We start from the raw sequence: 24,145 nt of genomic DNA, 5'->3' as shown, positions 1-24,145 counted from the left end.
AAAATTAGGGAATCCAGACCTATTGATCCACATGTTATCCACAAGTTCTTCGAGACTATAGTCCTATGGTGTCCGAGTGGGGGAGAGTGGGGGGCCGTTCACGCAAAAGCGATCCCCAAACGGTCCCATGTTGAGTCGGACAGCTGGCTGGTGGGGGAATCTGACGGAAAAAAGAAACCGGCGTGCCAAAAGAGTGCACGCCGGCCGGAGCCGTGACTGGGTAGATATCTCTCTCCAAAGCGGTCTCGTCAACAAAGTACCTTCGTTCGAAACAAATTCGGCATTTTCTTAATAGCCCATCCGGTAGACGCCGGGCATCTCCATTTCCACTCCGAGTGCGACGGCTGCCGTTTTCGCCCAGTGGGGGTCGCGCAGCAGACCGCGCGCTACCGCCACGATGTCGGCACGCCCGTTGCGGATCGTTTCCTCCGCCAGTTGCGGACTCTCCATCCGGCCGACGGTGATCACGCCAATCTCCGCCTGCTTGCGAATTTGCTCGGCGAACGCCAATTGGTAGCCGGGGTATTGGACAGGCGCGACCGGCAGGTTCCCGCCGGACGACACATCGATCATATCCACGCCCGCTTCCTTAAACTGTTTGACCATCTCCACCATATCCGACACGTCGTAGCCGTCAGCCGCATACTCGGTGGCCGAAACCCTCATTAGCAGCGGCATGCCGGGGGGAAGCTCTTTTTTTACCCGCGCGATCACTTCCAGCGGGAACCGCAAACGGTTGGTTTGGCTGCCGCCATATGAGTCGGTGCGCCGGTTGGAAATGGGGGACAAAAATTCGTGAATCAGGTACCCGTGAGCCCCGTGGATCTCGACCGTATCGAAACCGGCCTGCACGGCCCGCCGCGCAGCCTGCCCGAACGCCTCAACGATTTGCTGAATCTCTTCCACAGTCAGTTCCTGCGGCACGCGGTACTTCTCGGAAAACGCGATCGCGCTCGGGCCCACGTTCGGTTCTTCCGCCACTTCCGACTTGCGGCCGGCATGCGCCAATTGAATACCGATTTTTGCACCGTATGTATGGCAGAAATCCACGATGCGCCGGAGCCCCGGAATGTGCGTATCAGAAAAAATTCCAACGTCCCGCGTCGTAATTCGTCCTCGGTTTTCCACCCCGGACGCTTCCACCATCACCAGGCCGACGCCGCCGACTGCACGCGAACCGTAGTGAACGTAATGCCACTCGGCGACCGTTCCGTCTTCGTTGGCCTGGTACTGGCACATCGGGGACATCATGATCCGGTTTTTCAGCTGCAGTCCCTTCAGTTCAAATGGATCAAACAATGATGGCACTCTGACCGCCTCCCTGGAAGTTGTTTGCAACTACAATCGTATTCATTTTACTCACTTAAGTACAGTAAGCGCCATCACAATTGCCAGCCTCAATCTGCCGGATTCGGTTGACCAATTCCCGGTTGACCGGCGTGGCGACGGACAGTTCGTCCGCCATTCGGACAACCGCCCCGTTCAGCGACCCGATCTCCGTTCGCCGCCCTTTTTCCACATCTTGCAGCATGGACGACCTGTTCGCCGCCGTGGCCCGGCACACCAGAAGCATCCGCTCCACGCCGGCTGCTGCCTCATCTGCCGACAGGACACCGAGCCCCTGCGCCACTTGCCCCGCTTCCCACACTGCGGCCACGGCGATCTGCCGTAAGTCCGGCCGTTCGAGGATCGCCCCGTTGGGAACCCGGTGAATCGCGGTGACCGGGTTGATCCCGATGTTGACCAGCGCTTTTTTCCACACCTCCCGCTGCATGTCGGAGCTGACCCGCACGTTCCAGCCCGCTTTGGAAAAGATCGCAGCCAGCTTGTCCGCCAGCGGGTGGCAACCGAGATACCCGCCCACCACAAGCTCCCCTGAGCCTCGCGCTGCCACTTCGTAGTCGGACTGAGCAGTCGCGCCATAGGTGGAAACCCCCAGCAAGACGCGTTCCGGTCCAAGCAGAGCAGCCAGCGTCTCGCCGTTGCCAAGCCCATTTTGCAACGAGAGCACGCAGGGTGTTCCCGGCATGGCGGCGACCTGCCGGGCGGCTTGTTCCGTATCGATACTTTTGACGGTGACCATCACGAGGTCAACAGCTTCGGCAACCGGATCGGCCGAAACAGCAACCGGGAAACGCAGCCGCTTGCCATCCGAATTCACCAGCACCAGTCCGTTTTGGCGAAGGGAGGCCGCCTGTTCTTGGCGACGGACCAGCAGCCGGACCGACATTCCGGATGAAACAAGCGCCGCCGCCGTCAACTTGCCGACCGCCCCCGCCCCCAACACGCCGATGCGAATCGGTTCTGCTCCGTCCACCGCTACACCTCCTGTTTTTCACTAGCCAAACTTTTTGACCCTACCCATTTCCACGTCCTCTGACGCGGCTCCCTCTGCTGTCTGTTTCCGCTACCCGTGTCTCTCTCCCCGCCGCCCAGCGCTCAACCGGTTGATCACAAACGCCTTTTGTTCGTTCATCACCAACACCTTCTCCCTGTGATATCCTATGATATCACATCAAAACCACCACCTACACGCAAAAGTGGCGGCCGTCATCCGCCGGTCTACCGGCTGCTGTCCGGCGTTTTCCTTGCCATCATCGCCACCGGCACCAGCGAGAGGATCAGCAGGATGCCCCAAACATATTTTCCTGCAAAATGGGATACACCGGTATCCTCCGCCAAAATACGCCCGGCTGTCCACGCGAGAATGCCGGCACCGATCGCCATCAGTTGCGGAACCCGTTCCAGCACCCAACCGATCCATACGCTGGCAACCAGCATACACCCCATGCTGATGATCAGCCCGGCTGTCAGCAGCGGCAGGTTGCCTGCTGCCATACCGGCGATCGCCGCCACGTTGTCGATGCTCATCGTCAAATCAGCCAGCAGAATCGTCCCTGCCGCCGCCAGCAGAGTACGGCCGCCCCCTATCGACGGCGGAGCCTCATCCTGAATCATCAATTTTAACGCGATGACCGTCAGCAGCAGGGCCCCGGCCGACCGTACAAACGGGACAGCCATCACTTCCGCCGCCAGGCCGGTCAGCACCAGCCGTATCAGCAAAGCTCCGCCAATGCCAAGCGCCATCGCCAGCCGCCGTTGCCGCCGTGGCAAACCAGACGTAGCCATCGCAATCAACAACGCGTTGTCCCCCGACAACACCAGATTGACCAGCACGATCTCGCCCAACTGGAACCAGAATCCATTCATGCCGCTCGACTCCTTTATCCACCAACCAACGACAACGAACTCTCCCGCTGCAGTGACCACCCGGCCGCAACCCGCCGCAGATGATTCTGACATCCGGCAGGGGAAACGTGCCATGTGCTTGATTCGATCCACCTGTATCAGGCTATGCAGCGGTAAGGGACAAGTATGCATGGGGTTGATTCATTTTTCCAAGTGTGGTATTCTCAGATCAAACGATTTAATTTTTAACAATTTAATTTTTAGCGACCAATAGGAGGAACAGCGGATGAGTTTGTACCAGTTTTCCGCCAGGACGATTTCCGGTGAACCCAAATCGCTTGCCGATTACAAGGGAAAAGTATTGCTCATTGTGAACACGGCCAGCAAATGCGGTTTTGCGCCTCAATTCAAGGAACTGCAAGGTTTGTATGAGAAGTATCGGGATGAAGGCTTTGAGGTATTGGGCTTTCCCTGCAATCAATTTGCCAATCAGGAGCCCGGAGACAGCGGGGAGATCCAACAATTTTGCCAACTGAACTACGGCGTGACATTTCCCCTGTTCGAAAAAATCCACGTGAACGGTCCCGATGCCCATCCTTTGTTTGTCTACTTGTCGGAACACGCGCCGGGTATCCTGAACACAAAAGCTATAAAATGGAATTTCACCAAATTCCTGGTCGATCGCAAAGGCCAAGTAGTAAAACGATACGCCCCCTCCGTATCGCCCGACAAACTGGAGCCCGATGTTCGTCGGCTGTTGGCGCAAAAGGAGTAACCGATGAACGAACGTTCGCTGCTTTTGGAGAACCAGCTCTGTTTCACCATCTATGCCTGTTCGCGGGAAATCACGAAGTTGTACCGTCCCCTCCTGGAAAAATTGGGCCTTACCTATCCGCAATACCTGGTCCTGCTGGTATTGTGGGAAAGGGACGGCATCACCGTGAAAGAGCTGGGGGAGCGGCTGTATCTCGATTCGGGGACTTTGACCCCTCTGTTGAAACGGATGGAATCCTCCGGACTGGTGGCAAGAGAGCGTTCCCACGAGGATGAACGGAAGGTTCGCATCCGCTTGACCGGACGAGGCAAAGCCCTGCAGGAAGCCGCCCGCGAAGTGCCGTACGAGCTGTTATGCAGAAGCGGGTTGACAGCAGATGAGTTGCAACGCCTGTTGGCAGAATTTCAACGTCTGCTGCAGCGTGTCCACAGGCAAAATCTGGCGCTGGAAAATCGGTAGACTCACGGACGAATGGGACGGAAAGCGAAAATCCCGTGCCTGCTGTCAACAAAAGTGTCACGCGTTGGCACGGGATTTTCACTTCAAAGCGGACCGGATGTTTCCCTATATCGAACGGCTGGCCAGCCAACGCTTCGCTTTCTCCACCTCCTGCGACATGCGTCCCGTCAGCATCAGTCCATACATCCGAAAATCGGCGCGCAACGACCAGAGTGGATAGGAAAAGGTCGCCGGCCTGTTCTTCTCAATTTTGAAGTGGCTGAACCATGCGGGCCCGTACCCTGCAACCGGAACCAGCAGCAGCCACCACCCGTTCCCGGTGAACAGGCTCACCAGCAACAAAAAAATCACGCAAGTGGTACCGATGGCATGCCAAATCCGGGTATAAGGATGCAAATGTTCGCTCACGTAATACAGCCAAAATTCGCGGTACGACTGGATTCTCACATTCCCCTCTCCTTCCCTTGCAGATCTCCTTGTATACAATAACTTAATTATGCAAAATCTATTGCGATTTATCCAGATACCGGAGGGTCATTCATCGAGCCAACCGTATCCCGGCTCAAGTTTCATAAAAATAGCCCCTGAAAAGGGGCTATACCGGCAACGCACCGATGTTCTCGTACCAACTGAGCGACTCCCGCAGCTTCACCACTTCACCGACGACGATCACGGCCGGATTTTGAAAATCGGCCTGTGCCGCCTTGTCCGCAATGTCCTGCAGGGTGCCGGTCAGGGTCGCCTGTTGCGGGTAGGTTCCCCAGCGGATCAGCGCGACCGGGGTATCAGCCGGACGGCCGTGGCGGATCAGGTTGTCGGTGATCGCCGGCAAATTGCGGATGCCCATTAGGATCACCAGCGTTTCATCCGACGCGGCGTAGCGTTGCCAGTTGATCGCGGAACTCCGTTTGTCCGGGGTTTCGCATCCGGTGATCACGGAAAAAGCGGCCGCAACGTTCCGATAGGTGACCGGTATGCCGGCGTAGGCGGGAACCGCAACAGCGGACGTGACGCCCGGCACGATCTCGTATTCGATCCCGTTGGCCGCCAACACCGCCGCCTCTTCCCCGCCGCGGCCAAACACAAAGGGATCCCCGCCCTTCAACCGGGTCACCGTCTTCCCCTGCAAGGCATGGTGGACCAGCAGCTGATTGATCTCCCCCTGCCGCAGCGTATGATTGTCCGGCAGCTTCCCTGCATAAATCAACTCCGCATGCGCCGGCGCATATTCGAGCAACGTTTTGGACACCAACCGGTCATAGACGATCACATCGGCACATTGGATCGTTTCCAATCCGCGGACCGTGATCAGCTTCGGGTCCCCAGGACCCGCCCCGGTCAGATAGACTTTCCCTTTTCCCATCTCCCCTCCCCCTTCCGGCTCTCCCTTACTCAACTTATCCGCATTTTGCCGCATAAAACCGTAAAAGTCAATTACTTTTGTCAGGATAGCGTCCAAACTCTTTTGGTGGGCACACCCGATTCATTTCACCCACAAGTTCCACAGGGACTGACAAAGAACGGGAAGCGAATGACGGACATGCGCCTACTCTCCACACACCGGTTCCACCGTTTTCACAGGAACCGATCCGTCCCAGCGAAAGCCTGCGACCTCCCCCTGCCGCTTCATAAACTTGTGAAACCGCTCTTTCGGATGGGCGTTCGCCTGATATTCCTCGACGATTCGCTGCACGATGCCGACCAGTTCCTCCGGCGAGACGCCTTCCGCCACTTTCTGTCCAGGGTGCGGCGAGCATCCGCCCCGTTTGCCGCCCAGATAGACCTCAAAAAATCCGCGCCGGTAGACGACGCCGATATCCTCCATGACGGCGCCGTAACAGGCCATGGCACATCCGTTGAAGCCGATTTTCAGTTCATTCGGCATCTCCTGCCCGTGCAGAAGCTGATGCAATTCTTCCGCGTACGGAATCGCTTCCGTCTTCTCTCCATCGCAAAAATCGCATGCCACAATCTGCGCTTTCAATCCGGTCGGAGAGATCAACAGTCCCATGTCGAGCAGCCGCTGGCTGACGAGATGCGGATCGCCGCCGGGGATTTTCAGGATCATCTCGTGACTCGGTGTGTAGGTGATCGTGCCGTGTTCGCCCAGCAGTTCCGCAATGCCTGTGAGTTGGGTGGGCGTGAACTGTTTGTTGGCAACACCAGGCGATACCGCAATCTCCAACACAGGCAGAAAATTAGGATGTATGGGAGCGGTGGCCATTGCATCGGATGACGCGGCCCTGTCCTCTTCGGTGGTCGCTGCCGACAAGCGGGAAGGCGCCGACGCGGTTGCGAAGGCCGCTCCGTTCGCTTGCATCGGGACAGCAACACGCGAGTCGGTACCAACGGGACCATTTGAATCAGCGCCCGCTTCCAAGTCAACCGGAACCGTGGCATCAAGCGACCAGGGACTCGGCTGCACCCCCCGCGGCTGTCCTTCCAACCGGCCACCTTCGCGGGATAGAGTGTATTTTCGCTGATAGCCGCGCGGCGTCACGATCAGGTCATGGTAGTTAAACGTTGTGGAATTGCCGATAATCACGGTGGTCAGCATCCCGATCTCATGGTTGAGCATCTCTTCCAGCGTCGTGACCACCACGTTTTGCGCCTGCCGGAACGCGCTTTTCACCAGGCCGACCGGTGTCTTGGGAGAACGGTATTTGAGCAGAATCTTCTGCGTTTCGACGATTTGCCGCGTCCGCCGACCGCTGCGGGGATTGTACAAAACGACGACAAAATCGCCCATTCCCGCCGCTTCCACCCGCTTGGCGATGACTTCCCAGGGCGTGAGCAAATCGGACAACGAGATCGAGACAAAATCGTGCATCAACGGTGCCCCCAGCAGGGACGCGCAGGAAGCGAGCGCCGGCACGCCCGGTACGACTTCGATTTCCGGATCGTCTCCCGGCTTCCACCCCTGTTCGATCAGCACTTCGTAAACCAGTCCCGCCATCCCGTAGATGCCCGATTCCCCCGACGAAATGACGGCGACCGTGCGGCCCGCTTTTGCCTGTTTGACCGCTTCCTGTGCCCGCGAGACTTCTTCCGTCATGCCCGTGCGCACAATCTGCTTGTCGGTCAGCAGGCCGCTTACAATATCGACATACGTCTTGTACCCGATCACCATCTCGCTCTGTTCGATCGACACACGCGCCCGTTCGGTCATATGTTCATAGGCGCCCGGTCCGAATCCGACGACAAAAATTTTCCCCATTCCAGTTCCCTCCTTCCCGGTTGCATGTCAGACGTTTCGCTTCACGCCGCTCGCATGGTGGGGAACGGGTTCCTCCTGGCGCGGCGAATGGCCGTGGTTATGCCCGTGTGCCGCATGATGATGGGATGGCTCGCCCGCCGTATGAGGCTGCCCATGCCCATGCCCATGTTCATGTTCATTGTGATCGTGGTCATGATCGTGATGATGAGCCGCATGCAGCCGGTATTTGCACATGTCGCAGTTCATCTTGGCCTCGCCGGTTGCCACTTCCTCGATCCGGTCGCTGACGATGTCAACCAGTTTCGGGTGATAGCCGAAAGTATCAGCCAGCGAAAACGCTACAGCCGGAAATTGCAGCGACAACTCCTGCAGCATCGCTTCCATCCGTTTCATCAGAACGCCGGTAAACAAAAAATAGGGCAGCACAATCACACTGGAAGTTCCTGTATTGGCCGCCCGTCTTACGCCGCCTGGAAAATCCGGATAAGTGACCCCGATAAAACAGGTTTCCACATGGGCCACCCCAGTGCGTTCCCACAGGATTCGCGCCAATTTGTACAAGTCTCCGTTCGCGTCCGGATCGCTCGACCCACGGCCAACCAGCAGAACGGTTGTGTCCTGTCGGTTGTGTCCGGCTGTTTCCGCCGCTTGCAACCTTTCCTCCATAATCTCCAGAATCGCGTGATGCAGCCCCAAGTGCCTGCCGTAGCGAATTTGCAGTTGGGGATGCCGTTGTCTAGCTTCATCGAGCATGTGCGGAATCTCGATTTTGACATGACCTGCCGCCAGCAAAATTACAGGTACCGCAGTAATCGCGGTGACTCCCTCCGCCGCAAGGCGCTCGATCGTTTCGCCGATCGTCGGGCGGGCCAGTTCCAAATAGGCCAATTCAATCCGGGTATCCGGTTTTCTCGCCCGCACCCGCTCGACGAATGATTCAAATTGCCGGTTGCCTTCCGCATCCCGGCTACCATGGCCGATCAGCAACACCGCTTCTTGCACTTCGAATCCCCCTTCGTGCCGTATCCATCAGGCGGGACATGCTTTATTTGTAGCTCCTTCATTTGCGCCCCCGTTTTTACGCGTTTCCTTGTGGGCACTCCTTCGTAAGCGCGGCTGCTATTCCCTTTTCTGCCGTCGCGCTCGAAACTGCTCGCACCTGGCGAGCAGTGAATGAACGATTCGCAAATTCGACCCAAAATGCAAATGAGTGTAGCTGGCGAGCAGATTTCCGTCGGCGTATCCTTCCGGGGTCTCCCCTGAGCGGCCGGACAAACGCCACGCCCATGGGTACGGATCGATCTCCGGCGTGAGAACGGAATAATGGAACTCATGTCCTTTCGCCGCCTCTCCTTCCGGCAACAAAAGGTGATCGATGGCTGCAACCGCCTCCCGGTATCCGAGCGCCGCCAGCCGCCCTTGCATCCTGACGTTCGCGGGAACCAGTCCGACCATCGGATATTCACGCCCCTGCCGGTCAGTCAGGCTCCGGCAGAGAAACATCAGTCCCCCGCATTCCGCGTAGATCGGCATGCCGGCCGCATGCGCCCGGCGTATGGCTTCGATCAATGCTTGTTGTGCCGACAACTGTGCCGCAAACTCTTCCGGAAATCCGCCACCGATATACAACCCGTCAAGATCGTCCGGTAACCGCTCATCGGCAAGCGGCGAAAAATAGACCAGCTGCGCCCCGTGAGCGGCCAGCAGTTCCAGGTTCTCGGGGTAGTAGAAGTTAAACGCCGAATCGCGGGCGACACCGATCCGCACGCGCGGGGCCGCCTGCTCCCGCGGGAACAGCGCGTGGCCTGGCGGCTGCAGGCTGGGGGCGGCGCTTGCCAGTTCCCATAAGCGGTCCAGATCGACCGTTTCGCTCACCTTCCCGGCGAGCCGCTGAAACAACCCGCTCAATTCGCCCCGCTCGACAGCCGGGATCAGACCGAGGTGGCGCTCCGGCATCGTCAAGGCATCGTCCCGCTCCAGATAGCCGAGGCAGGGAATTCCACATTCCTGCTCAATCGCCGCCTTGACGATCTCAAAATGCCCTTTCGAGCCGACCTTGTTGGCGATGACGCCGGCGATGCGGACGGCTGGATCCAATTTTTGAAAGCCAAGCACGACAGCGGCCGCCGAACGTGCCATCGCATGCGCGTTCAGCACCAGCAGCACAGGCGCGTCGAGCAATTTCGCCACTTCCGCCGTGCTCCCGCGGTCGCCGATCGGGCTCTTTCCGTCATACAAGCCCATGACGCCTTCGATGATCGCCAGGTCCGCCCCCGCTGCGCCGCGCCAAAAACATTCCCGCATCGCATCGTGTGTCAGCATCCAGCTGTCCAGGTTGCGGGACGGTCGGCCGGTCACCGCCGTGTGATAGGACGGATCGATGTAATCGGGGCCGACCTTGTACCCCTGCACCTGCAGCCCTCTGTTTTGAAAAGCGGCCATCAGGCCGACCGTCAAGGTGGTTTTGCCGGCTCCCGAGCCTGTGCCGGCCACCACCAGGCGGGGAATCCGGTTCATGTTGTCACCTCCGTCTCAACAGAAGCGGATACCCCGGGCTTCCGTGAAGTCGCTGTTCCGTTCCCCTGGCCCTCTCCGTGCCAAAACCCGTTCGCGTTATCCTCTCCCCGGGCCCCATCCGATGTGGCGGCCCCCAGCTTCTGGGCAAAATCGACCCGGGCCAGCGCGATCGTCACATTGCCGCTCGCCACTTTTTCCAGTAGCAGCTGGTCTGTCCCGGCAGCCAACAAGGCGGCCGGTTCGCTGACCCCGTAGGCGCCGGTAAACTTAAAAACGGTTTCGGACGGGTTGGGAATCGGTACGGTGTTCAATTGATCCGGCTCGTATGCCACGAGCGGCCAGCCGAATTTTTCGGACAGAGCCAACAGCCCGGCCTCGTCCTTTTTCAGACTGATGGTTGCGATGCACGCGACGCTTTTCCAGGACAGCCGTTGCTGGTCCAATGTTGCAAACACCACGTTTTCGATCTCTTCCAGCGAGGTTCCGCGATTGCAGCCAAGCCCCACTACAATTGACTTCGGCCGGTAGATCACCCGGTACGGAGCGATTGCCAGTTCCGGCTCGGCCAACAGCCGATCGGTGATCCAGAGCACCGCGTTGAACCCCTGCGGCCGCACCGCTCTCGCCTCCTCCAGACTTCGTACCACCTGGATTTGCGGCGGGATCGGCGATTTTCGCCGCCACCAGCCGGGTTCCCCCGTTTCCTGGATGACCGCCACCGGTTCCTCGTTCACCACCGCCGCCGATGCGGGCGTGACGTGCCGGTCGTCGTCGAGTTGCCAGCCAAACTCGCGCCCCAGCAGATCGACCGCGATCGTGCCGGACACATCGGAGGCGGTCGTCACCACCGGCGTCGCGCCGAGAATCTCTGCCACCCTTTCGGTCAGGGCGTTAGCCCCGCCGAGATGGCCCGACAGCACAGAGATGGCGAATTGCGCTTTATCGTCGACCACCACGACGGCCGGATCGGTTTTTTTATCTCTCAGTACGGGTGCGATCATGCGCACCACCGCCCCCAGCGAGATCAGCAAAATCCACCCTTCATAGCGGTGAAACGCCTGCTCCAGCAGAAGCCTTACGTTCGTCGGGAACGAGTAGACCTTTTGCGCCTCGCCCGGCTGCAGGAATTTTTCCGACAGGTACAGGTCGGTATCCGGCATCCGCGCCGCTAGGCGGCGAGCCAGTTCCGCCCCATGTTTGGTGATGCCGACGATCGCGTACGCCTTCGGGTTCTCTGCAATCCGCATTACGCTTCACCTCGCACTGCCATGTGTCGTTCAGGCCGACCGGTCGACTGCTCACCATGTGATACGATCGGTTCGGTGACTAGCTGTTCCGGTACGCCCACCTGTTGCAATGCGTCCGGCTGGTGTTTGCTGCAACTGCAGGTGGCACCCGCCCGCGTATCGTCTTCCTCTTTCACCGCCCGCCGATAGCGGTGGGCGAAGGTCTTGTCGTACAGCTTCGACTTGTGCTGATGCGACCACTGCAGTGCCGGATCGAGCGCTTTTCCGGCGAGCACCATCGCATGCGAACGGATGCCGAGTCGCTTCATTTCGCCCGCCACTTCCCCCAGCGTCGAGCGGAGCACCTGTTGGTCGGGCCAGGTCGCTTTTTGCACGACCGCCACCGGCGTCTCCCCGCTCCAGCCCGCTTCCCGCAACTCCGCCACCACTTTGTCGATCAGCGTGGCGGACAGGAACAGAGCGATCGTCGCCCCGTGCTTCGCCAGATCCTTCAGCTTCTCGCCTTCCGGCACCGGCGTCCGCCCCTCCGCCCGCGTCAAAATCAGCGTCTGCGTCAGCTCCGGCACCGTCAATTCTGCGCCGAGCACCGCCGCGGCCGCGAACACCGACGACACGCCCGGCACAATCTCCCATTCGACGCCCGCTTCGTTGAGATGCACGATCTGCTCCAAAATCGCCCCGTAGACAGCCGGGTCGCCTGTATGCACCCGCGCGACCGTGCCGCCGGCCGCCGCCACCTCCACCATCCGGGCGACGATTTCCTCCAGCGTGAGACCGGCGCTTTTTTCGACAACCGCACCCGGTTTGTGGTCCGCCACAACCGCTTCGTTCACCAGCGAATCGGTGTACAAAATCAGGTCGGCCTGCTCGATCAGCCGCTTGCCTTTCACGGTAATCAGCTCCGGATCGCCCGGCCCCGCCCCGATAAAATAGACTTTACCCGCCACGCGATCACGCCCCTTTTTTCACGATCATCAGGGTCAAATATTCGAGCTCCTCTCCTTCCAACGCGGCCACGTCCCGGTAGATCACTTCCTCCGGCGACCCGACCTTCGTCACGACGGTCGCTTTGTCAACCAGGTTCATCTCTTTCAGCAGGCCGATCATTTCGGTCAGCACTTTCGCCACTTTTAAAAACACGACCGTATCGTGTTCCTCAAGCGCTTTGCGCATCGCGTCCAGATCGTAAGTGGCGGGAATGATCCCCAGCTGCTGATCCCCGTCCGCCAGCGGGATGTCCAGCCGGCAGGCAGCCCCGTTGACAGAGGAGACTCCCGGCACGACTTCGATCTCGACCTCCGGGTGCCGCTGTTTCATCAACCGCGTCAGATGGATCGCCGTGCTGTAAAAATAAGGATCCCCTTCCGTCACAAACGCCACATTCCGGCCGGCCGCCAGCTTCTCCCACACTTCCTGCACGATCGCTTCCCATTTCGCCTGCAGCAGTTCTTTGTCACGCGTCATCGGGAAGTGCAGCCCCAGCCGCTCCACCCCGTCCGGCAGATAGTCCTCCACGATCGCCAACGCATAGCTGTCCCCGTTCAGTTTGCGCGGATAGGCGATCACGTCCGTTTCCGCCAGAATGCGGTACGCCTTTACCGTGATCAGTTCCTTATCGCCTGGGCCCACGCCCATCGCGTACAGTTTGCCGATGTTCATTCCTCGTCCGTCTCCTCCCGGTCTTCCATTCGCACCGCTTTCACAATGTACACAGGGTCAAACGATTCAAACCGCGTCAGATTTAAGATCGGTTTGCTCCGCGCCACCTGCAGCATGGTGATCTCCACGTGCATGCCGAGCCGCTTGAACCCGTCCACCGCCCCGTACAAATTCTCGATCGTCGCCGCATTCAGCACGATCCGCCCGCCCGGTTTCAGTTTGCGGACGCACATTTCCAGGAGCGGCTGCATCTGCCCGGACGTACCGCCGATAAAAATCGCGTCCGCATCCGGCCATTCCTCCAGCCCGTCGGGCGCCTTGCCGCATTGAAACGTGACGTTCGTCCGCCCGAACTTCTCCACGTTGGCCCGGAGGATGTCCATGTCCTCCTCGTTTTTTTCGATCAGGTAGGCGTGGCCGTAGGGAGCCAGCATGGACGCCTCAATCCCGACCGATCCGGTGGCCGCCCCGATGTCCCAGATGATGTCATGCGGCCGGATCTGCAATTTGGCGAGCGTCACAGCCCGCACTTCCGACTTGGTGATCAGGCCGCGCTTCGGTTTGCGCTGGTAAAACTGGCGGTCGGGAATCCCCATCGGAAAAAAGGGACGATGGCCGCCGTCCCCGGAGCCATCCGCCGGCGTTGCGGCTCCCCCGGCCTCCTCTTCCCGCAGCAACACCAGCACGTTCAGCGGCGAAAACTCCCGCTCCGCCAGCTCCTCCAGCGTGTACAAGCCGGTTCGCTCGTCCGCTCCGCCCAGATTTTCCCCCACAAACGCCCTCACGCCACGGATCCCGGATGCCAGCAGATCGTTCGCGATCGCCGCCGGCGTGTTCTCCGGGTCGGTCAGCAGCGCCACTTTCGGATGCGTCCTCACCCAATCGGCCACCTTGTCCCGCGTCTTGCCGTGCACCGATGCAAGAAACGCGTCATGCCAGCTTTCCTTCAACCGGGCAAACGCCAGTTGGATCGACGACAAGCCGGGGTGAATTTCAATCCGTTCCTTGCCCAGTTTATTCCCTAGATACCCGGCGATTCCGTAAAAATTCGGATCCCCCGAGGCGAGCACCACCACCTGTTGGCCGGCCGTTTGCGCGGCATCGATCACCTGCACCGCTTTCGCCAGTCCTTCCTGCACCGCCCATTTTTCCGCCCGCAGATTCGGAAAAAAAGCAAGATGCCGTTCCCCGCCGACCAGCAGATCGGCCGCTTCCACCCACTGTAAGGCGGCCGCGCTCAAACTCGCCGGTCCGTCATCGCCAATCCCGATAATTCGGACTGGATGCATCGGTCGACCCCCTCCCGATAATACGTCCATCAAACTCCGCCAAAATCGTATCCACTTCCAACATGCCGCCGGCGTACCGCTTGCATTCCTCGCTGATCATTGAGCACAACAATGCGAAAAAACGCCGATGCCCGGCCGCCTCCAACAGGTCGCCCACCTGCTTGGCTGTATTGGCCTGCCGTATCTCGGCCAACAGTTCGTCAGGCACACCGACCCGGGCCGCCACACCGGCCAAAAATTCAAAATCGACCTGTGACCCCTTCGAGTGCAGGTTCATGTGCCCGGCCGCCAGTTTCGAAAATTTGCCCATCATGCCGGACAGCGTAACTTTTTTTACACCCTTTTGGGCGCAATGCTTGAGCGCGATACCGGCAAAATCCCCCATCTGGATGAACGCTTCTTCCGGCAATTCCGGCAAAGCTTCCTGCGCCACCCGCTCGCTGCGGCCGCCGGTCGTCAGCGCCAAATGGTCACAGCCGTTCGCCACCGCCACATCGATCGCCTGCTTGACGCTCGCGATATACGCGGCGGAAGAAAACGGCTTGACGAGGCCGGTGGTGCCAAGGATTGAGATGCCGCCGATGATGCCGAGTCTGGCGTTGAGCGTTTTTTTCGCGATCTCTTCGCCGTTCGGCACCGAAATCACAACCCGCAGGCCGCGTCCAGCCAGCAGATCCCCCGCTTCTTCCGTCACCGCTTGCGCAATCATCTTCCGCGGCACCGGATTGATCGCCGGATCGCCGACCGGCAGCCCGAGGCCGGGCTTGGTGATCCGGCCCACGCCAACGCCGCCGTCCAGCTGAATCCCCGGTTGATCCGCATACGTGACGGTGGCGAAAATGTGGGCGCCATGTGTCGCGTCCGGGTCGTCTCCGCCATCCTTGATAACGGAGCAGGCGGCCATATCGCGGGTCACCTCCAGGTTGTGCACTTCAAACGTGACGTCCATCCCGGCCGGGATGCGGATGGTCACATGCGACCACGCCTCCCCCGTCAGTAGCGCATGCGTCGCCGCTTTCGCAGCCGCCGTCGCGCATGCGCCGGTCGTATAGCCGTGGCGCAACGGTTTGGCTTCCTCAGCCCGCCGGTCCGCTTCCGGTGCTGCTGTATCGGATCGCCCCCCGTCCTGCGCATCCTGTCCGCCAGCCCGCCCGTCCGGTTCCTTCATCCGATCGGCTTGCTTCGCCATGTTCGACCCAATCCCGATGTGCTGTCCGCCCTATTTTTCCGCCGGTTCCCGTACTGCCAGCAGCGACAGGGCGTTGACGATCGACACGGCGACCGGGGAGCCGCCCTTGCGACCGATATTGGTGATAAACGGCACCCCTTGCAGCTTGCTGAGCAGTTCCTTCGACTCGGCTGCCGACACGAATCCGACCGGTACCCCGACGATCAGGCCCGGCTTCGCTTCTCCCGCCTCCACCAGACGAATCAGCTCCAGCAGAGCGGTGGGCGCGTTGCCGATCGCCACGATCGCGCCTTCGCAGAGCCGGGCCGCTTTCCGCATCGAGACGATCGCCCGGGTGGTGTTCAATTGTTTCGCTTCTTCGATCACATCCGGATCGGAGATAAAGCAATGCACCGTGCTGCCAAACTTCTCCAGCCGCGGCTTGGAAATCCCGACCTCCACCATCTGCACGTCCGCCACCACCGGGCGGCCGGCGCGGATCGCCCGAATGCCGGACTGTACCGCATCCGGGGTAAACAGGAGGGAGCGGCCGAGCTCAAAATCGGCCGAAGCGTGAATCACCCGCTGCACGATCGGAAATTGCTCCTCCGTAAACGGATGTTCGCCCAGTTCCTCCGCGATGATCTGGAAGCTCTTCTCCTCGATCTCCTGCGGTTGGGTGGTCAACGGCACAAACGACATCAAAATCACTCCTTCGCTCGTATGCCTTTGTTGTTTTCTACACAGCGGCCATTCTGCTGCGCCTGCCGGCCAGGGCCCCCAGCGCCAGGCCCGCGATAACGGTTGCCAGCATCAGCATCCCGGCGCGAAGTTGGGCCACCGGGCTTGGATCCACGGGCGGCACTTCAAATGTGAACTCGCCGTCAAACGGCGCCCGCAAGGACGATTGCGGCGAATCCGGCGCAGCGTGCAGCACGACCTTGTATTCGGCCGTATCGGGAAACGCGTAGTCGAATTCCAGCAGACCGTCGGGAATTTGTGTGCGTGTCGCGAACATCGTCAGGTTGTCATCCACGTGGTACAACGAGACGGACGCGTCAAGCCCGTGCATCGGCTGTCCGGTTTTGGCATCCCGCAGCTCGATGGCAAAATGGGCCGGTGCTCCTTTTTGCACCGGTTCCGCCGGATTGACTTTCAACTCGGCCCGGATCTGCTGGTTGGCCAACGAAACGGTTTGCGGCGGACTGGATGGCGTACCGTGTCCGTGCGCCCAGGCGAATTTTGGATGGGCCAGCAAACTACCGGCAACCGCCAATGCGAGCAGGCTGACGGTGGAAGACCTGCGCAACACCGCTGCAGTCGCCTGTTTTTTACGGAACGGATTTTCCAGCGATCCGCCGACATACCCGCTGGCCACCGCCGCTACAAAAATCGCCACAAACAGAGCGAAGGTGCGGATCAACTGGCCCAGCGGCACTCTCACCTCGACCGGAATTTTGGCGTCGATCGGCTGCTGCAGGCCGGGAGCGGCGGCGTGCAAGGCGATCACATAGGAACCCGCGTCCCAGAAGTTCGTGTCGAGCTCCAGCTTGCCATTGTACAGATGCAGATCCATCACCTGCACGAGGCCGATTCCCTGATGGTCCTCCCGCAGGTAACCCACATACAGCCAGGGATTGAGCGCTTTTGTTTTCTCGATTTCCACATGCACCGATACGTCATGCAGCGGCTGCTTGGTGGCAGGATCGACAAACTGGTAGGAGACACGGGCCAGTTCATGCGCCGGCGGCCGTTCGGGCACCAGAAACTCCCCTTTTTCCTCGTAACTTTCCAAAATCGCCACGCCAAACATCACGGCGCCGATGATCAAAAACGGTAGAACCAGTAAAACCGAGAAGCGAAACCAATATTTTTTCATGAACAAAAACTCCTTTACCGAACCGAATCTGACATCTGACAAACGTTCTGTATGCATCCTGCACGCGCGAACCGGTCTTTCAAACCCTCAGGCATGCGGGGGACTGTCGGGCAACGTTTAGTGGCAGGGCACGATCGTTACCCCGTGGCGGGCCGGGTGCACCGCGTCATGCAACGCGGCAATCGGAGAAAAGAACAGACCGTACAGCGTAACCGGAATCCAGGCGATCAGCAGAATCCATTGCAACACATATAAGCTTTTGGCGACTGCAGGACTTGTCTGCAAAGCGACATATTTTTGCACCAGGGTGCTCATCTGTCTCACCTCCCTCTCCGTCAGGCCTCTTTGCCGAGTGCTAAGCCGTCCCCCGCATGCCTGAACGTTTGACACTGCGCACACCACCAACAAAAAACCCCAGCCGGAAAGGCTGAGGTGCAAAAGCAGGGCAAACCTGCACAGCCACTGCTCGGGCAGCAGGCATCCACTTCCAACACCGTACCTTTTCCTCGAAGGTACCTTGCGGTGTGCTCGCAACTAGGTAGGTCTCCTGGCTTCCGGGTCATCACGCTCTTTCGCCTTCCCCGACGGTGCGAACCGATCGCGGGCACAGCCGTTTGACAGCCGTGCCGACCGTTCGAGTGGCATCGATGAAAGAGAGCTCGCCGGTTACAGTGGCGGGACCGCTCGGGACTTGCACCCGATTCCCTGTTACCCCCAGCGATCTGGGGCACCTAGACGAGTTCGCTATGCAATTGTATGCCTTGCAAAAATTCAATATTCGTGTCCAGTATACGGGGTGTCAGGAAAGTTTGTCCATACCCAATTTGAATCGCCCACGATACATCCAGACAAGTGCGCCCTGCCGCACCTGATTTTCCGCTGTTCGCAGCATGCCGCGGGTAAACACGCGGTAGGTGAGGATTCCGAGGATGACGTCCACCGTTTGGAAGCCAGGATCCAAACATCAAGCAGGCCCCACGAGGTTGCCAGCACTCCTGCGACCAACATCATCATTGCCGCAAACCCCTTTACATCGTTTCCCTGTGGTATAATATGCTGGACAGTCAAGATATTTTTCAGAATATTTATAATGGAGTGAACATATGGGTAATAAAAGCAAGCATCAGATAAAGCGAGAGTTGTCGTACCAAGCAACAGTCAGAGTGGCCGCCACATCACCCCGCAAAGTGTCGCATCGCTTCGAAGCCTAGTCCGAGTACTTTGCCGGGGCCCCAATCCAAAGGCAACGCCGAGTTGATCGTCCATGATCAAAAAAAATGTTCGGGCGGAAGGATTTTCTGCCTGCCACTCCGAATACATCAAAGCAACACAAAAATTGAACAGTTCGGGAACAGGTCCCCGGATCCGGGGTGAAAAGGGAAGTGTGGTGCAAATCCACCGCGGTCCCGCCACTGTAACGAAGAGTCCTGCGCGCAATCCACTGGGCATATGCTTGGGAAGGGAGTGCAGGATGATGATTCGAAGCCAGGAGACCTGCCTGTTCCAACGGCACCGCGAAATCGTGTCGGTGACAGCCACGCGCTTCACCGGCATGATCGCACCTACGGGAGATGGGGAGGTGTCACGCGAGACGGCAAGCTGTCCATGCTTGGCTGCTGGATCCGTCCTGCCGTGCCCTTCCCCTCCCTGGCGAGGGGAATTTTTGTTGGGGGGAGTATCATGATTTTCTTTTTGGCGGGCACCAGCGATGCCCGCGAATTGGCAGTCAAACTGCAGGCGCAGGGATATCCGCTGCTCGCGTCGGTTGTCACCGAATCGGCGGCCGAATCGCTTAGGGAAGCGGGGCTGGCCGTGACGGTCGGTCGCAAAACGTCCGATGAGATGATTGAACTGATTCACCACGAACAGGCGGCCGCGATCGTCGACGCCAGCCATCCGTTTGCCGAAATCGCATCGCAAAACGCGATACAGGCGGCCGCGGCGGCGGAGATTCCCTATTTTCGTTACGAACGGCCCGGCTCGATTCTGTCCGACCATCCGTTGATCACCTATGTCCGCGATTACCGGGAGGCGGCGGAGGCGGCGTTGCAGCGAAAAGGCACGATTTTCCTGACGACCGGCTCGAAAACCCTGCCCATTTTTGTCGAGGTGTTAAACGGAGTCGAAGGCATCCGGCTGATCGCCCGCATGCTGCCGACGGAAGACAACATGCGAAAATGCGCCGAACTGGGCATTCCGCAAAAAAACATCGTGGCGATGCAGGGGCCGTTTTCGGAAGAACTGAATGCTGCATTCTACCGCCATTACGGGGTGACCACGGTGATCACCAAGGAGTCCGGTGCGGAAGGTTCCGTCCAGGAAAAGGTGAAAGCGGCGTTAGACAACGGGGTGCACGTGATTGTCATCTGCCGGCCGGGCATCGACTACGGGCGGGTGTATGAAGCGGCCGATGATCTGATTCGGGCGATCAAGGAGGCGGTTCCGCATGAGCATTTACACGCGCAGCGGTGACCAGGGGACGACGGCGCTCGTCGGCGATCGCCGCAGCAAACACGACCTGCGGGTCGAGGCGTACGGCACGGTCGACGAGGCCAATTCGTTTGTCGGCGACGCCCTGGCTTTGCTGGAAGAATGGCCGGTCGACCTGCAGGATATGGCGGATGTGCTGCAGGACATCCAACAAGAGTTGTTTGACGTGGGCAGCGACCTGGCCACCGTCGGCGAAGTGCGCCCGTACAAGGTGTCAGCCGGCATGGTGGAGCGGCTGGAACCGCTGATCGATCACTATCTGAAACAGGCGGTACCCGTGAAAAAATTTATCGTGCCGGGCGGCTCCCGACCCGCCGCCAAGCTGCACATCTGCCGGACGGTCACCCGCAGGGCGGAACGGCGGGTAGTGGCCCTTTCCCAAACGGAACCGGTCAACCCGGAATGCCTGCGCTATTTGAACCGGCTGTCGGACCTGTTTTTTGCGATGGCCCGCGCAGCGAACGCACGCTGCGGACGCTCCGACCGGGAGTACCAACGGTCGCGCAACGTGTTCCGGCACGCGATGGGCCAAAACAGTGGTAGGGAATCGGCGGAAACAGCTTGTACAGGTTCCAGCCCAGCGTATTCCCCCGATACCGCAACCCCAGCCGAGTCCCCGACAGGAGGAGAGACATCATGAAACGCCACACATTGCACCCAGCAGGAGGAGAGACACAATGAGCCGCCACGCTTTCAGCCCGGAAGAACGAGCCGCCGTTTACAGAGCGATTTACGAAAGACGGGACATCCGCAGTTTTCTGCCGGACCCGCTGGATGAAGCGGCGGTCGCCCGCATCCTCGACGCCGGCCATCATGCGCCATCGGTGGGCTTTATGCAACCCTGGAACTTTATTCTCATCCGTTCGCAGGAGGTGAAGCAGCAACTGCGGGATGCAGTGGACCGGGAGCGCCTCGCCGCATCGCTCCATTTCGAGGACGAACGGCAGGATCTGTATCTCAAGCTGAAAGTGGAAGGCATCCTCCAGGCGCCCTTGACGATCTGCGTCACCTGCGATCCGACCCGCGGCGGCCGGCACGTGCTGGGCCGCAACTCGATTCCGGAAACGGACGTTTTTTCCGTTTCCTGCGCCATCCAGAACATGTGGCTGGCCGCGCGGGCAGAAGGAATCGCGATGGGCTGGGTGTCGATTTTCAAAAAACAGGACATCCGCCACATCCTCGACATTCCGCCGCACATCGACCCGGTGGGCCTCATCTCGCTGGGATATGTGGAGGCATTTCCAAACCGGCCGTTGCTGGAATCGGCGGGATGGCGCGATCGGATTCCGCTGGCGGAACTCGTGTTTGAAGAAAAATGGGGAGCCCCCAACCGCGCAATTCCGTTGAATCAGACATGAAACCACAGGACCTTCAAAAAGGGATGCAGATCCCGTGCTGCAGACAATACTGCTGAAAAAATCAAGGAGGAAGCATTGACCGCTTCCTCCTCTGCAGATTGTGCCTCCTCACCGTTACTTGCCACTCATGAAGAAATTGTAGGTGTTCATCAGGTTGTAAGCCAAGCTCCCACGAGTAACAGTTTCATTCGGCCTGAACGAGAAAGTCGGTGCGGCTCCTTCGACTGTCGACTGGTTGACATACCCTTTCATGATCCCTTTTTGCGTTGCGACCACCACGTAGCCGCGATCTTCCGGCGGGATCTGGTCATCATCGGTAAATGAGGTTTTGGTGTTCATATTCTGCCGGGCCAGTTCGTCCAATCCCATCGCTTTCACCAGTGCAACCGCCAACTGAGAACGGGTGATCTTGTCGTTTGTACCGAACCGGGTGGCGGAACATGCGCTCATCACACTGCCGCCCGTCCAGAAAATATCCCGCATCGGCGCCGCATTCGCAGTGACTGCCGCCACAAACGGCGCCAGGAACGAGGAGACGTCACTGTAGGGAACAGGCTGCGTCAGATTCTGACGGATTTCCAAATCGGACGCGATCCAGCGGGCCAATTCCCCCTTGGTAATCGATTGATCCGGTTTAAACTCGTTTGCATTCGCGGAGTCGATCAACCTTTTCGAAACTGCCGCACGAATCGCCGATTCATACGGCGTTCCGGCCACGTCATTCAGTCCCGTAAAGGTTCCGTAATACGTGCGGTAGGAAAAATGAACCGTGTCCGGCACCCCGATCGTTCCCCGGTAGCCCGAAACTTCGACTTTCCAGGTTCCTTTCTGCGGCGTTTGCAACGTGATGGACGTCTGGGTGCCATAGACGGCCGAAAGCAAATAGGCACTGTAGACTTTTGAACTGCCATCGGGTGCGGTTACTATCACCTGCAGCAGATTGGCCGGATTGTCCCAAGCGATCGTCAAATCGGAAACGACCGCATTGTCGTTTACATTCATTGTGAACGTGACTGGTGTCGTCGGATCCCACACGGTATCCGTAGGATCGAGCGCATCCACGTATCCCTTGAATTTTGCATTGAAGGTCTGGTTCAGCACCGCTCCATAATTGCGCTCCATATGCTGCGCCTTGTCGATGGCCGCATACGCGTTGACAAAGCCGCTTCCCACTTCAAACGCTTGATAGCCGGGCATGCGCGTAGCCGTGTCCATTAGTATCTGTTTGACCTGATCCGGTGTCAATGCCGGATTCGCTTCCGTTAGCAGCGCCACAACTCCGGAGATGTGCGGAGTTGCCATGGAAGTACCGCTCATGGTCGTATAATACGGCTGGTACGCGGTCTGTATCATCGCCGCATCCTTGCTTGCCGACAAGGGAGTCAGGACACTCTGTTTGGCGCGAGCAGAAATGATATCGACGCCGGGCGCTGTGATCGTCGGATGATAGAGAGCGTCGTCGCGAATCCCACGCGATGAAAAATCGGCCAGTAACCCTGTGTCTTTCGTACCCGCCGCCACCCCGATCACCCAGGGAGCGACCGCATAGGGATTTTGCGTATTGGCGGAAGGGCCCTCGTTCCCCATGGCAAACACAACTGTAATCCCGCGGTCGTGCAGAATTTTGGTCGCCTGGTTGATCGGGTCGTTCGGATCGAACGATCCGGTTGTACCCCAAGAATTGGACACGACTTTGATGTTGTATTGATACTGGTGGGTTAATACGTAGTCAAGCCCTTCCACAGCAGCGGTGATCAGCAGGGTGGCCCCGGCCGACACGCCGATCAGGTTGGCCGCGGGTGCCACTCCCTCATACCTGCCGCCGCTGGCAGTACCGTCTCCGCCGATGATGCCTGCAACATGGGTGCCATGCCCACCCGCATTATCCGTATCCGGAACCCCTTCCAAATAGGAAGGCGCCACAAAATCGGAAACGGTTTCATTCCCCACGACCTTCACATTCTGGATCACCCGGGAACCGAATTTCAGATCGGGATGCGTACCGTCAATACCGCTGTCGACGACCGCAACGCCAACCCCTTTTCCGGAATATCCCATGCTGGGGGTCGTCCGGTTTTTGGCAGCGCCGATCTGTGCAACCGACTTGTCCAGGAAATAGTGCAACTGTTTGTCCGCATAAACCGATTGCAAATTGGCAATCGAAGACTGTACAAGCTTCTGGATCTGCAGTTTCGTCAGCGTTGCGATCACCATCGGCAGCTCATGCAACACCGTACCTGCGGGAATGCCCAGCGCTTTTAGCGTATTCAAATCGTCCTGCGTGGGCTGCTGGCTGTAGGTGAGGATCACCTTCAGCGTGTCCGCATCCCCCATGCTGTCCAGCTTCGACAGCAGACTCGGGTCGATTGCAACAGCGTTTGCCGCGTACGCCTGGTGCTGGGGAAGCCCTGCACTCCCGAACGGGACGGTGATCAGCACCGACGTCAGGAAAGCACTGATTAAATGGTTTTTCACCGACATTCATCCCCCTCATCGCATGATGATATATCGAATAATTCTATTATAGGTGGACAAACGGGTGCCAGGGATTACACGAAAGTATACTTTTCTCCCATACTTTCGGCTAATTGACAAAGTGGTTGTGAGTTGTTCAATCCTGTTACCGCTCACGCTATTTGGCGGCGAGTGAGCGGTTTTTTGTCATGTTCAATGTCGGAGGATTCTTCGGATGATTGTCGTATCATGATCCGTATCGTAACGACAATCATTACGGAGGTGAAAAAAGGAAGAGAGACCCTGCAGGTTGGCCGCCTCTGAGTCTCTCTTCCGGTGCCCGGTTGTTACCGGGTACAACAATAACTATGCCTTCATGTTACAGCGCCCTCTTTGCTGATGTCCAGTCCTATATGCAATTTTGTGAGGCTCCTGACCTGGATG

Annotated in this window: 22 protein-coding genes, 1 pseudogene and 2 riboswitches; of the genes and pseudogenes, 5 read left to right on the top strand and 18 right to left on the bottom strand. The window is 58.7% G+C overall.

Going from position 1 to position 24,145, the window contains the following annotated elements:
* Positions 1–288 precede the first annotated feature (288 nt).
* The 3 genes from namA to C230_RS0114275 all read right to left on the bottom strand — a co-directional run bounded on the left by namA (position 289) and on the right by C230_RS0114275 (position 3,210).
* Positions 289–1,308, bottom strand: coding sequence for an NADPH dehydrogenase NamA (namA, locus tag C230_RS0114285; protein ID WP_018132734.1), 1,020 nt, complete (start codon positions 1,306–1,308; stop codon positions 289–291).
* A 55-nt stretch (positions 1,309–1,363) separates the two neighbouring features.
* Positions 1,364–2,317 (bottom strand): ketopantoate reductase family protein, encoded by a 954-nt coding sequence (locus tag C230_RS20540; RefSeq protein WP_018132733.1) that lies wholly within the window; start codon positions 2,315–2,317, stop codon positions 1,364–1,366.
* A gap of 245 nt (positions 2,318–2,562) precedes the next feature.
* Positions 2,563–3,210 carry a YjbE family putative metal transport protein gene (locus tag C230_RS0114275; protein ID WP_018132732.1) on the bottom strand — a complete coding sequence of 216 codons (648 nt, stop codon included), beginning with the start codon at positions 3,208–3,210 and terminating at the stop codon, positions 2,563–2,565.
* Between the two features lie 265 nt (positions 3,211–3,475).
* Here C230_RS0114275 and C230_RS0114270 point away from each other — a divergent pair, with 265 nt between their 5' ends.
* Both C230_RS0114270 and C230_RS0114265 read left to right on the top strand, forming a co-directional pair.
* On the top strand, positions 3,476–3,964 hold the full coding sequence (locus C230_RS0114270; protein WP_018132731.1) for a glutathione peroxidase: 489 nt from the start codon (positions 3,476–3,478) through the stop codon (positions 3,962–3,964).
* A gap of 3 nt (positions 3,965–3,967) precedes the next feature.
* Positions 3,968–4,423 (top strand): MarR family winged helix-turn-helix transcriptional regulator, encoded by a 456-nt coding sequence (locus C230_RS0114265; protein WP_018132730.1) that lies wholly within the window; start codon positions 3,968–3,970, stop codon positions 4,421–4,423.
* A 105-nt stretch (positions 4,424–4,528) separates the two neighbouring features.
* On the opposite strand, the gene C230_RS0114260 is transcribed toward C230_RS0114265, so the two are convergent.
* The 14 genes and pseudogenes from C230_RS0114260 to C230_RS23020 form a co-directional block, all read right to left on the bottom strand.
* Positions 4,529–4,870 carry a DUF962 domain-containing protein gene (locus tag C230_RS0114260; RefSeq protein ID WP_018132729.1) on the bottom strand — a complete coding sequence of 114 codons (342 nt, stop codon included), beginning with the start codon at positions 4,868–4,870 and terminating at the stop codon, positions 4,529–4,531.
* 148 nt (positions 4,871–5,018) lie between these two features.
* The gene (gene cobA / locus C230_RS0114255; RefSeq protein ID WP_018132728.1) at positions 5,019–5,786 is read right to left on the bottom strand and encodes a uroporphyrinogen-III C-methyltransferase; all 768 of its coding nucleotides are present in this window, start codon (positions 5,784–5,786) and stop codon (positions 5,019–5,021) included.
* A 183-nt stretch (positions 5,787–5,969) separates the two neighbouring features.
* Positions 5,970–7,640, bottom strand: coding sequence for a precorrin-3B C(17)-methyltransferase (cobJ, locus tag C230_RS0114250; protein ID WP_018132727.1), 1,671 nt, complete (start codon positions 7,638–7,640; stop codon positions 5,970–5,972).
* 27 nt (positions 7,641–7,667) lie between these two features.
* Positions 7,668–8,642: a sirohydrochlorin chelatase gene (locus C230_RS0114245; RefSeq protein ID WP_018132726.1), complete on the bottom strand. Its 975-nt coding sequence runs from the start codon at positions 8,640–8,642 to the stop codon at positions 7,668–7,670.
* Positions 8,643–8,759: 117 nt separating this feature from the next.
* A complete protein-coding gene (locus tag C230_RS0114240; RefSeq protein ID WP_018132725.1) occupies positions 8,760–10,157 on the bottom strand; it encodes a cobyrinate a,c-diamide synthase in 1,398 nt (465 codons plus the stop codon).
* Positions 10,154–11,404 (bottom strand): cobalt-precorrin 5A hydrolase, encoded by a 1,251-nt coding sequence (locus C230_RS0114235; RefSeq protein WP_018132724.1) that lies wholly within the window; start codon positions 11,402–11,404, stop codon positions 10,154–10,156. Before C230_RS0114235 ends, C230_RS0114240 begins: the two co-directional genes overlap by 4 nt.
* A gap of 170 nt (positions 11,405–11,574) precedes the next feature.
* A pseudogene (cobM, locus tag C230_RS20535) lies at positions 11,575–12,351 on the bottom strand (precorrin-4 C(11)-methyltransferase); the annotation flags it as partial.
* Positions 12,352–12,355: 4 nt separating this feature from the next.
* Entirely contained in the window at positions 12,356–13,063 is a 708-nt protein-coding gene (cobI, locus tag C230_RS0114225; protein ID WP_018132722.1) for a precorrin-2 C(20)-methyltransferase, read from the bottom strand.
* Positions 13,060–14,352: a precorrin-6y C5,15-methyltransferase (decarboxylating) subunit CbiE gene (gene cbiE / locus C230_RS0114220; protein WP_018132721.1), complete on the bottom strand. Its 1,293-nt coding sequence runs from the start codon at positions 14,350–14,352 to the stop codon at positions 13,060–13,062. The genes cobI and cbiE overlap by 4 nt, the downstream gene beginning before the upstream one ends.
* Entirely contained in the window at positions 14,318–15,541 is a 1,224-nt protein-coding gene (locus tag C230_RS0114215; RefSeq protein WP_018132720.1) for a cobalt-precorrin-5B (C(1))-methyltransferase, read from the bottom strand. Before C230_RS0114215 ends, cbiE begins: the two co-directional genes overlap by 35 nt.
* A gap of 30 nt (positions 15,542–15,571) precedes the next feature.
* Entirely contained in the window at positions 15,572–16,222 is a 651-nt protein-coding gene (locus C230_RS0114210) for a precorrin-8X methylmutase (protein ID WP_018132719.1), read from the bottom strand.
* A gap of 37 nt (positions 16,223–16,259) precedes the next feature.
* Positions 16,260–17,399 carry a hypothetical protein gene (locus C230_RS0114205; protein WP_018132718.1) on the bottom strand — a complete coding sequence of 380 codons (1,140 nt, stop codon included), beginning with the start codon at positions 17,397–17,399 and terminating at the stop codon, positions 16,260–16,262.
* Positions 17,400–17,516: 117 nt separating this feature from the next.
* Positions 17,517–17,714, bottom strand: a complete 198-nt coding sequence (locus C230_RS0114200; RefSeq protein ID WP_018132717.1) for a CbtB domain-containing protein — start codon at positions 17,712–17,714, stop codon at positions 17,517–17,519.
* A 205-nt stretch (positions 17,715–17,919) separates the two neighbouring features.
* A riboswitch (cobalamin riboswitch) is annotated at positions 17,920–18,147 on the bottom strand.
* A gap of 51 nt (positions 18,148–18,198) precedes the next feature.
* A complete protein-coding gene (locus C230_RS23020) occupies positions 18,199–18,360 on the bottom strand; it encodes a hypothetical protein (RefSeq protein WP_018132716.1) in 162 nt (53 codons plus the stop codon).
* A 375-nt stretch (positions 18,361–18,735) separates the two neighbouring features.
* A riboswitch (cobalamin riboswitch) is annotated at positions 18,736–18,915 on the top strand.
* A gap of 164 nt (positions 18,916–19,079) precedes the next feature.
* On the opposite strand from C230_RS23020, the gene cobK reads away from it, so the two are divergent.
* The 3 genes from cobK to bluB are packed head-to-tail and all read left to right on the top strand — an operon-like array spanning position 19,080 to position 21,247.
* Positions 19,080–19,871 (top strand): precorrin-6A reductase, encoded by a 792-nt coding sequence (gene cobK, locus C230_RS0114190; RefSeq protein WP_018132715.1) that lies wholly within the window; start codon positions 19,080–19,082, stop codon positions 19,869–19,871.
* Complete coding sequence (locus C230_RS0114185) at positions 19,846–20,529, top strand: cob(I)yrinic acid a,c-diamide adenosyltransferase (protein WP_018132714.1); 684 nt, start codon at positions 19,846–19,848, stop codon at positions 20,527–20,529. The genes cobK and C230_RS0114185 overlap by 26 nt, the downstream gene beginning before the upstream one ends.
* A 37-nt stretch (positions 20,530–20,566) precedes the next feature.
* Positions 20,567–21,247, top strand: a complete 681-nt coding sequence (gene bluB, locus C230_RS0114180; protein WP_018132713.1) for a 5,6-dimethylbenzimidazole synthase — start codon at positions 20,567–20,569, stop codon at positions 21,245–21,247.
* A gap of 114 nt (positions 21,248–21,361) precedes the next feature.
* Here the strand turns inward: bluB and C230_RS20530 are convergent, their stop codons facing one another.
* Positions 21,362–23,722 (bottom strand): S8 family serine peptidase, encoded by a 2,361-nt coding sequence (locus C230_RS20530; protein WP_169332855.1) that lies wholly within the window; start codon positions 23,720–23,722, stop codon positions 21,362–21,364.
* Positions 23,723–24,145 lie beyond the last annotated feature (423 nt).

This window comes from Effusibacillus pohliae DSM 22757 (genome assembly GCF_000376225.1).
GTDB lineage: Bacteria > Bacillota > Bacilli > Tumebacillales > Effusibacillaceae > Effusibacillus > Effusibacillus pohliae.
This window is presented reverse-complemented; position numbering and strand designations above follow the sequence as displayed.

What these genes read in the sequence shown, in the direction of transcription:
- C230_RS0114200 (WP_018132717.1), bottom strand. Translation starts at nt 17,714, where the DNA reads ATGAGCACCCTGGTGCAAAAATATGTCGCTTTGCAGACAAGTCCTGCA.
- cobA (WP_018132728.1), bottom strand. Translation starts at nt 5,786, where the DNA reads ATGGGAAAAGGGAAAGTCTATCTGACCGGGGCGGGTCCTGGGGACCCG.
- C230_RS0114185 (WP_018132714.1), top strand. Translation starts at nt 19,846, where the DNA reads ATGAGCATTTACACGCGCAGCGGTGACCAGGGGACGACGGCGCTCGTC.
- C230_RS0114270 (WP_018132731.1), top strand. Translation starts at nt 3,476, where the DNA reads ATGAGTTTGTACCAGTTTTCCGCCAGGACGATTTCCGGTGAACCCAAA.
- cobJ (WP_018132727.1), bottom strand. Translation starts at nt 7,640, where the DNA reads ATGGGGAAAATTTTTGTCGTCGGATTCGGACCGGGCGCCTATGAACAT.
- cobK (WP_018132715.1), top strand. Translation starts at nt 19,080, where the DNA reads ATGATTTTCTTTTTGGCGGGCACCAGCGATGCCCGCGAATTGGCAGTC.
- bluB (WP_018132713.1), top strand. Translation starts at nt 20,567, where the DNA reads ATGAGCCGCCACGCTTTCAGCCCGGAAGAACGAGCCGCCGTTTACAGA.
- C230_RS0114235 (WP_018132724.1), bottom strand. Translation starts at nt 11,404, where the DNA reads ATGCGGATTGCAGAGAACCCGAAGGCGTACGCGATCGTCGGCATCACC.
- C230_RS0114275 (WP_018132732.1), bottom strand. Translation starts at nt 3,210, where the DNA reads ATGAATGGATTCTGGTTCCAGTTGGGCGAGATCGTGCTGGTCAATCTG.
- cobI (WP_018132722.1), bottom strand. Translation starts at nt 13,063, where the DNA reads ATGAACATCGGCAAACTGTACGCGATGGGCGTGGGCCCAGGCGATAAG.
- C230_RS0114265 (WP_018132730.1), top strand. Translation starts at nt 3,968, where the DNA reads ATGAACGAACGTTCGCTGCTTTTGGAGAACCAGCTCTGTTTCACCATC.
- C230_RS0114205 (WP_018132718.1), bottom strand. Translation starts at nt 17,399, where the DNA reads ATGAAAAAATATTGGTTTCGCTTCTCGGTTTTACTGGTTCTACCGTTT.
- C230_RS0114210 (WP_018132719.1), bottom strand. Translation starts at nt 16,222, where the DNA reads ATGTCGTTTGTGCCGTTGACCACCCAACCGCAGGAGATCGAGGAGAAG.
- C230_RS0114240 (WP_018132725.1), bottom strand. Translation starts at nt 10,157, where the DNA reads ATGAACCGGATTCCCCGCCTGGTGGTGGCCGGCACAGGCTCGGGAGCC.
- C230_RS0114215 (WP_018132720.1), bottom strand. Translation starts at nt 15,541, where the DNA reads ATGGCGAAGCAAGCCGATCGGATGAAGGAACCGGACGGGCGGGCTGGC.
- cbiE (WP_018132721.1), bottom strand. Translation starts at nt 14,352, where the DNA reads ATGCATCCAGTCCGAATTATCGGGATTGGCGATGACGGACCGGCGAGT.